The sequence below is a fragment of the Massilimicrobiota sp. An105 genome (assembly GCF_002161155.1).
Taxonomy (GTDB): Bacteria; Bacillota_I; Bacilli_A; order Erysipelotrichales; family Coprobacillaceae; genus Allocoprobacillus; species Allocoprobacillus merdigallinarum.
In genome coordinates, this window is sequence record NZ_NFLY01000001.1 from 1 (window position 1) to 15403 (window position 15403).

Consider the following 15403-nt stretch of genomic DNA (forward strand, 5'->3'; position numbering starts at 1 on the left):
AAAAAAAAACAGAAAATTTGACCCTGGCTTTACTATACTCTCAAAAACAAGTCAAATTGCTTCTTACAAGTTCATTTTAAGACCTGATGTGTCAAAAATCAATATCTGAAGGTGATTTTTATAATACAAAAAATCACTTTGCAATTTGAAATTCAACTCCCACAAGAAGAGTTGAATTTAAATATACAAAGTGGAATTTAGTTTTTCATTTCACCTTCAAAATGAATCAATGAAATAATGAAACGAGAGGTGAAAATCATGTATTTAGCTATAGATATAGGTGGTACATATACCAAATATGGATATTATCAATCTAATGGGATATGCTTACAAAAGAATATGATTCCTACTGTCAAAACCAACAAAGAAACATTCTATCATACTTTAAAAACATTAATCACAAAAGAAGTCGAAGGAATAGCTGTCAGTATGCCCGGTCTTATTGATAGTCAAAGAGGATATATCCACGCTATTACTTTACTGCCCTATTTCAATGAAACAGATTTTTGTCAAGAATTTTCCAGTTTAACTCACTTACCAGTCACTTTACAAAATGATGCCAAATGCGCTACTTTAGGTGAAATGTGGAAAGGAAGCTTAAAGAACGTTGATAATGGTTTTATGATTGTCTTAGGTACAGGTATTGGCGGAACATATATATTACATGAAAAAATCGTAGAATCAAAACACTATAAAATTGGAGAGCTCGGTTCTTTTTTAATTCCTACATCAAATGGCTATTCTAACTTTGGTAAAGAATATAATGCTGTTAAACTCATTCATGATCTGAGTGATATTTTAAAATGTCCTGATGATGGACAGATTGTATTTCAACAACTGACTTCATCTCATCAAGCTATGCAGTATTTTGAACACTATTGTTTACAGATTGCAACAATGATCTATAATCTTGATTATTTACTAGATTTAGATATCGTAACTATTGGTGGTGGAATCAGTCAACAGCCATTTCTCATTCAAACTATTCAAAAACAATTTCATGATTTAAGAAAACAATACAAAGAAGATGATCATGAACCAGTTATTAAAGCCTGTCAATTTCAAAATGAAGCCAATTTACTTGGAGCATTGTATCATTTTCATACCAAAAAAGGAGGTTAATTTTATCAATTAATCTCCTTTGCTATTTGAGAAAAATATTCTCTGACATATTCACGATCTTTATAAAGTTGTTGAATGAGTTCTTCTTTAGAATGAAATGGTTTTTCCTTACGTATCAAATCATAAAATTCTACGTAAATCTCTTTTCCATAAATATCATGATTAAAATCTAAAATATGAACTTCTAAAGAAGCTTTATCTAATGGTTGAAAAGTGGGATTATATCCAATATTACACATTCCCATGTAGGTATTTTGATTGATAATCACTTTAACAGCATAGACACCACCACAAGGTAAAAAATAAGAACCATAATCAATATTAGCTGTTGGAAAACCAATTTCATGTCCAATATGTCTACCGTGGATAACCTGACCATGTACACAGTATTGACGTCCTAATAATTCATTTAAATCTTTCATCTGTCCATTTTCTAGATGCTGTCGAATACGTGTTGAAGAAATCTTTTCTCCTTTATAAATGACTTCATCTATAACACTGACATTAAAACCAAAAGATTCCTGCAATGTTTTCGCATCACCCTGATTTTTTGCACCAAAACGAAAATCAAAGCCACAGACTACATGCTTGATACCACATTCAATAAGATATTTCTGTATGAATTCTTGAGGCGATAAAGCAGCAACCTTGGATGTAAATTCAATCACAAACAAATAATCAAATCCTCTTTTTTTAAGAATTTCATAACGATCATCAATGGAAGTCAGACATTTTTCTTCTTTTAACTTTCCTAATACATAAAGTGGATAATGATCAAAAGTTATTAAAGCTTTATGATAATGCTTTGTGTCTGCAACTCGTTTCACTTCTTCAACAAGTGCCATATGCCCTACATGTAAACCATCAAAAAAACCAATTGCTGCTACAATAGAGTCTGTCATATGTAATTGCATATCTTCTTTTAAATAAATGATTTCCATTAAAATAGCCCTCTTATACTTTTTAAATATCCTTCACCATCAGGTCCATAAACCGCTAAAACCTTATGATTTTGATTACATACAACAACCTGATGATCAATATCACTCTTTATTTTTTTACCATGATAAACAATATTTTCATCATCAATGTAATAATGTTCAAAATGTTGAAATGCATCTTCTAAACTCATGAACTGATAGTGTCCTTGTTCAATATCTTCTAAACTATAACAGTCTTCAAGATAAAACTCTCCTGAAGCTAAACGTATTAAATGAGTCATATGTGCAGGATAGCCCAACTTTTTTCCTATATCTACACACAATGAACGAATATATGTGCCTTTGGAACATTTTACCTGAAATGTTATGGATTGATCTTGTTGGGAAATTAACTCTATTTTTTCAATCATAATAGTTCGAGGTTGAATATCTACATGTTCCTGATTTCTGGCATATTCATACAATTTTTTACCATGCACTTTAATAGCCGAATAAATAGGCGGAATTTGTTGTTGCTTTCCAATAAAAGACTGTAAAGTTTCTTCAACATCTCTTACACCATGAAAGGCTTTTTCTTCCATAATTTGACCACTACTATCGTATGTATCAGTAGCCGTTCCTAAAAAGAGTGTAGCCTGATAAACTTTTGTTTCACTCATTAAAAATTGTAAAGCCTTTGTTGCTTTGCCAATACACAAAACCAGAACACCTGTGGCATCAGGATCCAATGTCCCACAATGTCCAACTTTTTTTGTATGAAGAATCTTTCTAATACGATTCACAACATCATGACTTGTCATACCTGCCGGTTTATTAACTAACAATATTCCATCCATTTCAAAACCTCCTCATCTGTGAAATATAAAAATGAGTCATTAGACTCAAATTTATTGAATTTCACGATAAATCTTATGCAAAGTAATATCAAATGTTGCTTCTTTTCCTGCAAGTTCTGCAGTGTAGTTTTCAGGAAAAGTTACAGTAATTGTTTTTTCTTCATCTAATTTCATCCCAACAATTCCATCTTCAAAACCATCAATCATGGTATCAGAACCTAATTTTAACTCATAACCCTCTGCACTTCCACCATTGAAAGCTACACCGTCAATTTTTCCTACAAAATCAATATTCACATAATCGCCATTTTGAGCTACAGCAGTTTGATTTTGAGTATCACTATTTTGTGTTTCTTGACTTTGTGATGAACAACCCAAAAGCATAACTAATGCCATGAAACTTCCTAATATTTTTTTCATCCTATCCTCCTATTTATGATTAATGACATAATAATTTTTCTTACCACGTCTAATAACAGTTACCTGTTTTCCAAAAGCATTTTCTTTTTGAATAACAAAGCTTACATCTGTAATCTTTTCTCCATTGACAAGAACAGAACCACCTGTAACAAATTGACGTGCTTCTCGATTTGATGAAGCAGCCCCTACTTTAACTAAAGCATTTAAAATTTGTGTATCTTCTTCCATATCTATACTAGGAACACCATGGAAGCATGACTGAACTTGTTCTAATGTTAAATCTTGAATTTTACCAGAGAATAACATTTGGCTAATATCCAAAGCTTCCTGATATGCTTCTTCACCATGGATAAATGTAATCACTTCTTTTGCTAGAGCTTTATGTGCTTCTCTTAAATGAGGCTGTGTTTTATTCTTTTCTTCTAATTCTTCAATTTCTTCTTTAGATAAGAAAGTTAAGAATTTTAAGTAATCAATGACTTTATCATCTTCTGAATTAATAAAGAACTGATACATTTCATATGGTGATGTTTTTTTACGATCTAACCAAATGGCATGACCGTTTGTTTTTCCAAATTTCGTACCATCAGATTTTGTAAGCAAAGGCATTGTAAATCCATAAGCTTCTTTCCCTGTTTTCTTTCTAATCAATTCAATACCAGCAGTAATATTTCCCCATTGATCTTGTCCAGCTACCTGCATTTGGCAACCTTTATTTTCATATAACCAATAGAAATCCATGGCCTGCATAATCATGTAAGAAAATTCAGTATATGTAATTCCTAAGTCTAATCTTCTTTTGACAATATCTTTATTCAACATATAGTTGACATTAAAATATTTACCATAATCTCTTAAAAAATCAATGAAGTTTAAATCTTTTGACCAATCATAATTATTCACAACTTCAAATCCAAATAAATCCTGAGCCTGTTTTTTTAGACATTCAAAATTATGTTGTACTTCTTCTTTAGTAATCATTGGTCTTTCAGTATCAGGTTTAGGATCACCAATCAAACCTGTAGCTCCACCTACTAATAAAATAGGATTATGTCCGGCATCCTTTAATCGTTTACTAATCAAAAATGATGAAAAATGTCCAATATGTAAACTATCACCAGTTGGATCAGTACCAATATAAAAAGTCATTCCTCCATTATTTAATTTTTCTTCAATATCTGGCGAGCTAACATCTTTAATTAAACCACGCCATACTAATTCATCATAAATTTTCATAACATATATCCTCCTTATAAAATAAAAAAAGAATTCATCAAAAGGACGAATTCTCGCGGTACCACCTTTATTTATGCATTAAGCATACGCTCTTTATTGATAACGATGTTGCCACCGGCTAAACTTTTCATTTAGCTGCTCCAAAGTGTATTCATTATAAACAATGATCTATTTCCACCAATCATAGACTCTCTATAACATCCATTTATAATTACTTGTCTTCTTCAACGCTTAAATATATAATATGCGATTTTCAAGTCGAAGTCAACTTAAAATTTTTACTTTGCATTTTGATTGATAAATTCAACTGAAGTTTTAGAATATACAATTTTTTGTGCTTGATACAAACTAAAATATCCCGATAAAACATAACATAATGCAACAACAATAGCCATTGCTGTTAAATATTGAATACCAAACATTTCAGCCCCTAACATGAGACTTGTAAGTGGTGAATTAATAACACAACAAAACATACCAACAATTCCAATAGCAGCCCCTAGATGAGGATCAATGCCCAATAATAAAGCTGATACATATCCTAAAGTTGAACCAATCACAAAAGTTGGAACAATTTCTCCACCTTTAAAACCACAGCCGATAGTAATAGCAGTAAAAATAGCTTTCATGAAAAAATCATATGGTAGAGCCTGATGATAAAGAGCTTCTGCAACAATTTCCATTCCAGCTCCCAAATATCTTTGTTGAAAAAAGAAAACCAAAATCATCAACATGAATGATCCTATAATAACTCGTATATATGGATTATGAAAATATTGATGAAAACATTTGTGACTATAATGCATCATTAATACAAATACAATGGAAAAAGCAGCAATAATAAATGCAAAAACAGCTAATCTTAAACTCATAATTGGTGTTAATTGAAAAGGAATTGATAACTGATAAAAAGTTGGCTGACATCCAAAAAGTTGTGCAATTCCAAATGAAATCAAACTACTGCATAAGCATGGAACTAATGCCGCATAATAAAATACACCGACACTAACAACTTCCATGGAAAAAAGTGTCGCAGTTAATGGAGTTCCAAATAAAGCTGAAAAGACTGCACTCATACCACACATAATCAGCATTGACATTTCACGCTGATCAGCATGAATTATTTTTCCAAAAGATGTTGCTAGAGAACCACCAATTTGTAATGCAGCTCCTTCTCTTCCACTAGAACCTCCAAACAAATGGGTAATAATAGTGGCTAAAAAAATCGCTGGTGCTAATAAAACAGGAACTTTTTCCTGTTGGCGAATAGATTGAATAATCGTATTTGTTCCTGGTTCGTGAGATAAATGAACCAGACGATAAAGATAGACAATACAAACACCACCAATTGGCAATCCCCATACAATCCATGAATGCGACAAACGAAAATCAGTAACATAATCAATAGAAATATGAAATAATGCTCCTACAATACCACAGACAATACCCAAAACAAAAGCAATCCATAACCATTTACAGACAAAACATATATTTAACTTTAAATCTATAAAGAATTGTTTGATATACATAAGATTCCCCTTTGAAAAAAACTTCTAAATCAATTAGAAGTCTTTCTTTGTTGTAGCACGTGGCATCAATAAATGTTGAATGACAACAGCTTTGTTTTCAATTTCTTCATCATTAAGTATTTTTGTTAGCAATCTTACAGCTAATGCCCCCATATCATACACAGGAACATGAATAGATGTTAATGAAGGACGACAAATCAAAGCATAGCTTGTATTCATCATACCAATAACTTCCATTTCATCAGGAATTTCAATTCCATTGTCAATTGCAGCATTCACAACAGCAACAGCTTCCTTATCATAACTTGTAAAAACAAGATCATGTCGATGATTTTTAAAATACTCTAAAAATTGTGGATAGCTTTTTTCATAATGTGATGATGTATGTACGACCTGTTTTGTTGCATCAAAAACCAAATCATATTTTTGATAAGCTTCCTGAATTCCAGTAATCATTTCTTCTATGTTGATTAAATTCTGCTTAGGTGACACAAACAAAATATCACTTTTTCCCTGTGCCAAATATTTATCAACAACCTCATATGCAATCTTTTTTGCATCAGCAAAAATAGATCCCATATATTTCCCAGTAACACTTGTTCCAATAACAACTGCAGGTATTTTATATTTATTAACTAAAGCAATTTCCTTTTCGATTTCTTCATTATTAAATAAAATCACACCATCTGCACGTGATTTCACAACTTTTTCAATAACAGTTTCAATAGGATTGCCATCTCCAATTTCATCTGTTGTATAAATACTGACATTATAATCTAAACGGCGACTTGTATCACCTATTCCACCAATCATATCTTTCACATGAGCAAATAATGATTGTGGAAAAACAATAGCAATCGTTGTTGTCTTACTTGTTGCAAGACCTCTGGCAATCTGATTGGGTTTGAAATCTAAACGTTGAATAGCCTCAAGGACTTTATCACGTGTTTTAGGTTTCACAACACTCGAACCGTTAATAACACGTGAAACTGTTGCCAGAGAAACACCAGCTTCTCTAGCAACATCATAAATTGTTACATTTTTCCCCATGATTAATCTTTAATCTCTTCAATCATTTCATCTAATTTTTCTTCAACATTCTCGATTTCATTTTCAAAAGCTTCTAAATAATCATCATCTACAGATGAATCTAAAACTTTTGTTTTGACTTCTTCTATTTTATCATTGACTTTTTGTGTTAAATCAACAACTCCATCACGAATCGTTAAATACTGGTCACTATCTTTTACTTTTGCAGCAAAATCTTCTAATTTTGCTTCCAATTCATTAAGTTTATCTCTTGTTGTTGCTTTAAATGTATCAATATCAAATTCATCTACAGATTTCTTAACTGTTTCAATTGTTTGACCTAACATAGCTTCAAGATCTTCTTTTGTCATATTCTTTAAATTATCATAAGCTTTTAAAGATTCACGTTTAATATCTTCTCTTAATTCACTACCTTTTTTAGGTGCCAATAACAATCCAGCGACTGCACCAATACCTAAACCAACTAAAAACTTTCCAAATTTCATTCTAATCACCTTTCTCTTTCTATTTTTTTCTTCTTAAAAACGAAGTTAAAAATCCTAAAACCCCAAATAAACCAGATTTCATACCACCTTTTGAAAAAATTCCACTTACCAATTCAACAGGTGCATTGAGCATATTCATTTTATTATTGACATCATCTAAAATATGATCAACTTTTTGAATGGTTGTTTCTAACATTGTCATTAAAACCGTTGTTTCTTTGACAGCTAAAGACATTCTTATTAATAATAGACCTAAGCTCAAAAGTGCAAAAGCCCCAGATAATATCAAAATGCAATAGCATACTAATTTTGCATCCATAAGTTCTCCTTTCTGCCAATTTACCATATTATAGCATAAATACAACATGATTAAAAGATAACCCTTACTGCGATTGTTTATAAGCAATAACTTGATCTTCTAATTTATAAATATCTTTACTACTCATAAATAGATAAACAACATTATCATATTGACTTAAAAGCTTCACAGCAGCTTCATCTTCATGAATAACCTGAGCACGTGGATTGTATTTTGCAATGTCATAAATGTCTATATCAATACCAGGTTCTTTCTTCGCATTTTCTGGAAAATGGACAAAGAAAGGATAATCTGCTAAATCCATTGCTTCAGCAAATTCTTTGGCAAAACGTAATCCCCTTGAAAAACGATCTGGTTGAAAGATGGCAACAATCTTTTTATGTGGATAACGTGAGCGTGTTGCTTCAATGACATAACGGATTGCTGTTGGATGATGTGCATAATCATCCACATAAATATTATTCCCAACTGTCTTAACAGTATAACGACGTTTTACACCATCAAAAGTAGAAAGACGTTCTTGGATATATTCAGCACTCATATTTTCTAAATATCCTAAAGTAATAACCGCTAATGAATCATAAAGCATATGCATTCCATAAAATGGCAAAGCAAAATGTCCAAATAAATCTTTATGAATATAAACATCAAATGATAATCCATGATCATTATTAATAATATTTTTAGCAATAACATCATTATTTTCACCTGTTCCAAATTTTAGAACACGTTTTTGATAATGAAGATGTGGTAAATGAGGATCATCACCCCAGATAATAACTGTATCTTTAACTTGATTTGCATATTGTTCAAATGATTTTTCATATTGTTCCATAGATTTGAAATAATCAACATGATCCATTTCAATATTATTAATAATCGCATAAGTTGGATAATAATGTAAAAAATGATCCTGATATTCACATGTTTCTGCAATAAAATATTTACTGTCTTCAACAGCATGTCCTGTTCCATCACCGATTAAAACAGAAGTCTTATCAAATTCCTTGAACAAATGATAAGCCATACCTGTTGTGGTGGTTTTTCCATGTGTCCCAGCAATACCAATAGAAATATACTGATCCATTAAATGACCTAAAAAATCATAATAAGTATGTGTTTTGACATTGGGATTACTTAATGCTTCTTTAACCTCTTCATTAGAGTCATCAAACGCATTACCAATAATCACTTCATAACCATCTTTAATATTATTTTTATCAAAAGAGTAGATTGGAATTCCTCTTTTTCTTAAATCTTCTTCAATAAAAATATATTTATCAATATCACTTCCAGCAACTTCATAACCTAAATCAAATAAAATTGTTGCAAGTGATGCCATACCTGAACCTTTAATACCAATAAAATAATACATAACTCTCTTCACCTCGCCTTTTATTCTAGCATAAATTTTAAAAAAAGTATTCTCTATCTATTTATTTTTTCATATTTTTTATATTTTGGCACAAACTAAAGATGTCAATAGAAAGAAAGGAGAAATTATGAGTCACAAAAAATCTAAAAACAAACAAAGACAAAATCAGTATAAAGGCTATAACCAAAATCAACAGGCAAGTTATAGTGGTGAAGATGGTTTAATGAGTGAAAAATATAAAGAAAACTCTAACGCCCAAGAATAATAATGGGAAGCTATAGAATCATAAAGATTTTATAGCTTTTTCATTTTTAACAAACTTTATGTCATTTTCTGTAGATTTTACCTCCTCAAAATATGATAATATTATATTAATCTGTTTGAAGGGGCGATTTGGAATGCAAAACATTATTATTATTGATGACATGAAAGAACATATTCAATACATTCAAGACATTATCAACACCATGAATCATCAATTTCAAATACAAACATTTCTTGATATACATGATGTCCTTTTACATATGGATCAATTCCCTGACCATTCCATTATTATTATAGATATTTTATTAAAAAATCATAGTGGCATTGAACTGGCAAAAGAATTAAATCAATTATATAAAAATTTTCAAATTATCTTTATCAGTTCCTATTTAGAAAAAGCAACAGAAGTTTATGAAACAAATCACTGTTATTTTGTATATAAACCCGAATCAAAGAAAAGACTGCCTATGGCTATTGAAAAAGCTATTCATCAAATTATAGAATCACAAAAAGTATTAACCATATCTTTAAAAGATAAAACCAAAATTATTTTATTAAATGATATTATGTATATTGAAAGAATTCAGAGATATTCATATATTTACACAGTTCATGAAACAATTAAGACAGCACAAAAAATCAAAGATCTATTAGAACAATTACCTTTACAATTTATTCGTACACATAATAGTTATATTATCAATGCATATTATGTCAATGAAATAAAAAGAACCCATGTCATTTTAAATAACCAACAACCCATTCCAATCAGCCGTGCTCATCAACTAAAACTCAAAAAGCAATTTCATGAGTTTCTAGTTGAACAATTATAACTTTTTATTATTACTTTTAACTTTTTCGTATATTGAATTAATTATTATATTGTGTTTGTGATAGTCGCTACTATTCTCGTTTTTATTAGCGACTTCTTTTTATTTTATATATAAATTCAAAAAATATACTACTTGAATCAAAAATGTACATTTTTATAATATTTTTAGATTTTCCTTCTTTAACACTAAACAAAAAGGCTAGAGTTTTCACTCTAACCAATAATCATTAAATCTTTTGAATAGTGATTTAAAACTTCACAGCCATCTTCAGTGACTAAAACCAAATCTTCAATTCTAACACCGAATTCACCTTGAATATAAATACCTGGTTCAATTGAAAAAATCATTCCTGGTTCTACTTCCATATCAAAAGCAGCAGACACATCACCGTATTCATGAACATCTCTGCCAATAAAATGACCTAAACGATGATTAAAGTTTGGTCCATAACCTGCTTCACTGATAATATCTCTTGCTGTTTTATCAATGTCACATAGTTTTACACCTGGTTTGATCATAGCTTCAGCTGCCTCATTGGCTTTTTTGACTAATTCATAAACTTCTCTTTGTTTATCAGAAACTTCTTTATAGAAAACAGTTCTTGTCATATCACTGCAATATCCTTGATAAATACCACCCATATCAATGACAATGCTGTCACCTGCTTTGAGTTTCGAATCATCACAACCATGATGTCCATCTGCCCCGTTAGGTCCATAGCCAACAATTGGATCAAAAGAATTCCCACTGCATCCTAGTGATTGAAAAATACCATCCAACTGTTGTCCAACTTCTTTTTCCGTCAATGTCCCTTTGGCGCATAACTGAATCACCTGATCAATAGCCTGATCATTTAATTGACTTGCTTTACGCATAAGTTCAATTTCTTCTTCATCTTTATGCATACGGACATAATCAACACAGATTGAACCTAGTTCAAAACAACATTCTTCGTTAGCCAGTTCCATAACTCTCATTAAGAATCTAGCTTCCCAGTTTTTATCTACACCTACACAATGATCATCTTTTAAAACTTCAGCAATCTTAGCCGGTCCATCTTCTGTATCATCATACCAAATAATATTTAAATCTAATTGTTGATCTAAATAAAACAAATGATTTAAGAACAATGTATGATTTCCATCTAATGATAAAACCAATGCATACATTCTTTCTCCTGGATGATTATCATAACCAATCAAATAATTGATAGAGCTAGGATCACTGATAATCAAATGATCCATTCCTCTTTGACTCATTTCATTTAAAACATTATTCACTCTTGTCTGATTCATATTCTTTCACCCCGATTCCTAATTCTCCTAATTGTGCATCTGCCACTGGTGTCGGTGCTTTTGACATTGGACAAGTTGCACTTGTATTTTTAGGAAAGGCAATGACATCTCTTAAAGAGTCACAACCACAAAGTAACATGGCAATTCTATCTAACCCTAAAGCAAATCCTCCATGTGGTGGTGTTCCATATTGTAATCCTTCTACAAACCATCCAAATTGTGCGTCAATTTGTTCTTGAGTGAATCCTAAAGCTTTAAATGCTCTTTCTTGAACATTTTGATCATAAATTCTTTGTGATCCACCACCTAATTCATAACCATTTAAAACAATATCATAAGCATCAGCTAAACAATGTTCTGGATCAGTTTCTAATTTATCTAAATCTTCATCTTTTGGTTTTGTGAATGGATGATGTTTTGCATAATATCTTTGTGTTTCATCATCATATTCAAACATTGGGAAATCAACAACCCATAAGAAATCAAAAGTATTTGGATCATATAATTTTAATTCTTTTCCTAAATAGTTACGAATAGCAGCTAAAGAATCGCAAACAACTTCATATTTAGCATCTCCAACAAATAACAATAAATCCTGACTATGCGCATTCATAGCTGATAATAATTTTTCTAATTGTTCTTCAGTAAAGAATTTAGCAATTGGTCCCTGTACGCCATCATCTGTCACTTTTAACCATGCTAAACCTTTAGCTTTATAAGTTTTCGCAAGTTCAGTTAATTGATCAATTTTTTTACGAGAAAAATTGGCTGCTTCACCAACAACATTGATTCCTTTCACATGTCCGCCAGCTTCCAAAGCGTTTTTAAAAACTGCAAAATCCACATCACTGACAACATCATTCAAGTTCACAAGCTCTAATCCAAAGCGTGTATCAGGTTTGTCAATTCCATATCTTTCCATAGCTTCATGCCAAGTCAAACGTCTTAAAGGCAATTCGATATCAATACCTTTGACATCTTTCATTAATTTTTTGATCATACCTTCTCCAATTTCTAGAATCTGATCAGTTGACATAAAGCTCATTTCAACATCGACTTGTGTAAATTCAATTTGACGATCAGCACGTAAATCTTCATCTCTAAAACAACGTGCAATCTGATAATATCTTTCAAATCCAGATACCATTAATAATTGTTTAAACAATTGAGGTGACTGTGGTAAAGCATAGAAGGATCCTTTATGAACACGTGAAGGTACTAAGAAATCTCTTGCACCTTCTGGTGTAGAACGGTTTAAATAAGGTGTTTCAATATCTATAAAATCTAAATGATCTAAATATTCTCTAATACTTCTTGTGATTTGATGTCTTGTCATTATATTTTTTTGCATCACAGGACGTCTTAAATCCAAATAACGATATTGCATTCTTGTTTCTTCTAAAGCATCTGTTTCATCAGCCACAATCATAGGTGTTAATTTTGCAGTGTTAATAATTGTAAAAGCACTTGCCTGAATTTCAATATCACCTGTAGGAATCTTTGGATTTTTAGAAGATCTTTCAATCACTGTACCTTGAACAGATAAAATATATTCATTTTTCACTTCTTTTAATCTTTCTTCAAAAGATTCATCAAAAATCACCTGAGTAATTCCATAACGATCTCTTAAATCAACAAAAACCAAAGCTCCTAAATTTCTTTTCTTGGCAACCCAACCAATCAATTCGACTTGTTGACCAACATTTTCAATTCTTAATTCCCCATTGTTATGTGTTCTATTCATGATCATGATCTCCTTCATAATGATTTTCAATAAATTCTACAATATTTTCTAATGGAACTTCCACTTGTTCTTTTGTATGATTACATTTCATATTGACGACTTCTTTTTGAACTTCTTCATCTCCAATAATCATTGAAAAATGAGCGTGGAAACGATCAGCTGATTTAAATTGGCCTTTTAACCCACGATCACATTGATCCATATCACAAATAAATCCATTAGCACGAAGCATTGTCATAATCTGCATAGCCAAATCTTTAGCTTCGCTACCTAAAGGCATGATATAGACATCTAAACCTTCTTCATCTTCATGATCATCACCTAAAGCAATCATTAATCTTTCCATTCCAAAAGCGAATCCAACACCAGGTGTTTGTGGTCCCCCTAATTCTTCTACAAGGCCGTTATAACGACCTCCTCCACCAACTGTTGAACCAGCTCCTAATTTTGGATCATCAGAAATAATTTCAAAAACTGTATGTGAATAATAATCTAATCCTCTTACTAAGTTAGGATCAACAACGTAATCAATTTCTAAATCATCTAATAAAGCACAAACTTTTTCAAAATGCGCTTTTGCATTATCAGTTAAATAATCAATTGTTTTTGGTGCTGTTTTCATCATAGGATGATTTTTATCAACCTTACAATCTAAGATACGTAATGGATTTTTTTCATAACGTACCTGACAATCATGGCATAACTCATTTAAGACAGCTTGAAAATGATTTTGTAAAGCTTCACGATAAGCAGCACGAGATTCCTGATCACCTAAAGTATTGATGTGTAATTGAATATTTTTTAATCCTAAAGCTTTCACAACTGTCACAGCCATCAACATACACTCTACATCAACATATGGTGATTCAACTCCTAACATCTCTACACCAAATTGATGAAATTGTCTTTGTCTACCGTTTTGTGGTCTTTCATATCTGAACATTGGACCCATATAATAAACTTTCTGTAATTTTTCAGGCATTCCATAAAGTTTATTTTCTACATAAGCTCTCGCAATACCAGCTGTTCCTTCTGGTCTTAACGTCATAGAACGACCTTTTCTATCTTCAAAAGTATACATTTCCTTAGATACAACATCTGTTGTATCACCAACCGCACGATTGAATAATTCTGTATGTTCAAAAATAGGTGTTCTTATTTCTTTCACATTATAATTTGCACAAATTGTTCTTAATAATTGTTCTAATTCCTGCCATTTCCCAGATTGAGCAGGTAAAATATCTACTGTTCCTCTTGGTGCTTTATAGGCCATATCTCTATCCTCCTTTAAAAATAAAAAAACGCCCTATCTAAGGACGTTATTAACGCGGTACCACCTTAGTTCATACAATGTATGCCCTCTCTGTCTTAACGCGACTCACGGTTACTTTCATAACTTCCTCCAAAGTGTCCCATAGCTTCCTCTATCTGTTTCCACCAACCACAGACTCTCTATTAGATTTTGACTATTTAATCTTCTTCAACGGATTGACATCATTATAAAAGATTCGCTTATAAAAATCAAGTTCAATCACTCTTTTCTTTATAAAGAGTTCCATCTCTTTTTATTTTTATATCCAATTGCCTTTGAATTAACTATTGATAAGCTTTTTGAATATCACTTTTTCATAATTAAGATAACATTATTTATATTTCCTATTATCATTTATTAGATCTATTAAAAAAGATAGAAATCAAGTTTTTCACTTCTTGATTTCTATCCTTTATTTTAAAGAAGAAATATTATCTTCAATGTGATTTATTTATATAAATGTTATAAATAACGATGACACTCAATTATCTATTTGCTTATCATTACTCAACTCTATCTTATTGTTTTATTTCTTAAAAACTCTTTTTTATTTCCATACATATCATTTGAAATATTCAATAAGACTTCATTTCATATTGATAATCTCATGAATAATGTTTCCATATTTTCTATAAAGCGATA

The 15403-nt window shown here is 31.0% G+C and carries 15 protein-coding genes and 2 other annotated features; of the genes, 3 read left to right on the forward strand and 12 right to left on the reverse strand.

Going from position 1 to position 15403, the window contains the following annotated elements; genetic code table 11:
* Positions 1 to 258 precede the first annotated feature (258 nt).
* A complete protein-coding gene (locus B5E48_RS00005) occupies positions 259 to 1122 on the forward strand; it encodes an ROK family protein (protein WP_158097234.1) in 864 nt (287 codons plus the stop codon).
* 5 nt (positions 1123 to 1127) lie between these two features.
* Here the strand turns inward: B5E48_RS00005 and B5E48_RS00010 are convergent, their stop codons facing one another.
* From B5E48_RS00010 to murC, 9 genes are all read right to left on the reverse strand, one after another.
* Complete coding sequence (locus B5E48_RS00010) at positions 1128 to 2063, reverse strand: bifunctional riboflavin kinase/FAD synthetase (RefSeq protein ID WP_087303664.1); 936 nt, start codon at positions 2061 to 2063, stop codon at positions 1128 to 1130.
* Positions 2063 to 2899, reverse strand: coding sequence for a tRNA pseudouridine(55) synthase TruB (gene truB, locus B5E48_RS00015; protein ID WP_087297560.1), 837 nt, complete (start codon positions 2897 to 2899; stop codon positions 2063 to 2065). Before truB ends, B5E48_RS00010 begins: the two co-directional genes overlap by 1 nt.
* Positions 2900 to 2950: 51 nt before the next feature.
* Positions 2951 to 3319 carry an FKBP-type peptidyl-prolyl cis-trans isomerase gene (locus tag B5E48_RS00020; protein WP_087297561.1) on the reverse strand — a complete coding sequence of 123 codons (369 nt, stop codon included), beginning with the start codon at positions 3317 to 3319 and terminating at the stop codon, positions 2951 to 2953.
* A 9-nt stretch (positions 3320 to 3328) separates the two neighbouring features.
* On the reverse strand, positions 3329 to 4555 hold the full coding sequence (gene tyrS, locus B5E48_RS00025) for a tyrosine--tRNA ligase (protein ID WP_087303665.1): 1227 nt from the start codon (positions 4553 to 4555) through the stop codon (positions 3329 to 3331).
* Positions 4556 to 4593: 38 nt separating this feature from the next.
* Positions 4594 to 4792 (reverse strand) — a binding site (T-box leader).
* Positions 4793 to 4833: 41 nt separating this feature from the next.
* On the reverse strand, positions 4834 to 6084 hold the full coding sequence (locus B5E48_RS00030; protein ID WP_087303666.1) for a chloride channel protein: 1251 nt from the start codon (positions 6082 to 6084) through the stop codon (positions 4834 to 4836).
* A 33-nt stretch (positions 6085 to 6117) separates the two neighbouring features.
* Positions 6118 to 7134: a LacI family DNA-binding transcriptional regulator gene (locus tag B5E48_RS00035; RefSeq protein WP_087245511.1), complete on the reverse strand. Its 1017-nt coding sequence runs from the start codon at positions 7132 to 7134 to the stop codon at positions 6118 to 6120.
* Positions 7135 to 7136: 2 nt separating this feature from the next.
* A complete protein-coding gene (locus B5E48_RS00040; protein ID WP_087245509.1) occupies positions 7137 to 7619 on the reverse strand; it encodes a YtxH domain-containing protein in 483 nt (160 codons plus the stop codon).
* 19 nt (positions 7620 to 7638) lie between these two features.
* Positions 7639 to 7938 carry a hypothetical protein gene (locus tag B5E48_RS00045; protein ID WP_191341003.1) on the reverse strand — a complete coding sequence of 100 codons (300 nt, stop codon included), beginning with the start codon at positions 7936 to 7938 and terminating at the stop codon, positions 7639 to 7641.
* A 64-nt stretch (positions 7939 to 8002) separates the two neighbouring features.
* Positions 8003 to 9313 (reverse strand): UDP-N-acetylmuramate--L-alanine ligase, encoded by a 1311-nt coding sequence (gene murC, locus B5E48_RS00050; protein WP_087297564.1) that lies wholly within the window; start codon positions 9311 to 9313, stop codon positions 8003 to 8005.
* A gap of 127 nt (positions 9314 to 9440) precedes the next feature.
* Between murC and B5E48_RS13550 the strand changes: the two genes are divergently transcribed.
* The gene (locus B5E48_RS13550) at positions 9441 to 9578 is read left to right on the forward strand and encodes a hypothetical protein (protein WP_158094005.1); all 138 of its coding nucleotides are present in this window, start codon (positions 9441 to 9443) and stop codon (positions 9576 to 9578) included.
* Positions 9579 to 9711: 133 nt separating this feature from the next.
* A complete protein-coding gene (locus B5E48_RS00055) occupies positions 9712 to 10410 on the forward strand; it encodes a LytR/AlgR family response regulator transcription factor (protein ID WP_158097235.1) in 699 nt (232 codons plus the stop codon).
* A gap of 212 nt (positions 10411 to 10622) precedes the next feature.
* On the opposite strand, the gene B5E48_RS00060 is transcribed toward B5E48_RS00055, so the two are convergent.
* Genes B5E48_RS00060 through hisS form a run of 3 tightly spaced genes read right to left on the reverse strand, consistent with a single transcriptional unit; the run spans position 10623 to position 14722 of the window.
* Positions 10623 to 11705 carry a M24 family metallopeptidase gene (locus B5E48_RS00060; protein WP_087303668.1) on the reverse strand — a complete coding sequence of 361 codons (1083 nt, stop codon included), beginning with the start codon at positions 11703 to 11705 and terminating at the stop codon, positions 10623 to 10625.
* Positions 11683 to 13449, reverse strand: coding sequence for an aspartate--tRNA ligase (gene aspS / locus B5E48_RS00065; protein ID WP_087303669.1), 1767 nt, complete (start codon positions 13447 to 13449; stop codon positions 11683 to 11685). The genes B5E48_RS00060 and aspS overlap by 23 nt, the downstream gene beginning before the upstream one ends.
* Positions 13442 to 14722, reverse strand: a complete 1281-nt coding sequence (gene hisS, locus B5E48_RS00070) for a histidine--tRNA ligase (protein WP_087303670.1) — start codon at positions 14720 to 14722, stop codon at positions 13442 to 13444. The genes aspS and hisS overlap by 8 nt, the downstream gene beginning before the upstream one ends.
* 36 nt (positions 14723 to 14758) lie before the next feature.
* Positions 14759 to 14942, reverse strand: a binding site (T-box leader).
* Positions 14943 to 15403: the final 461 nt, after the last annotated feature.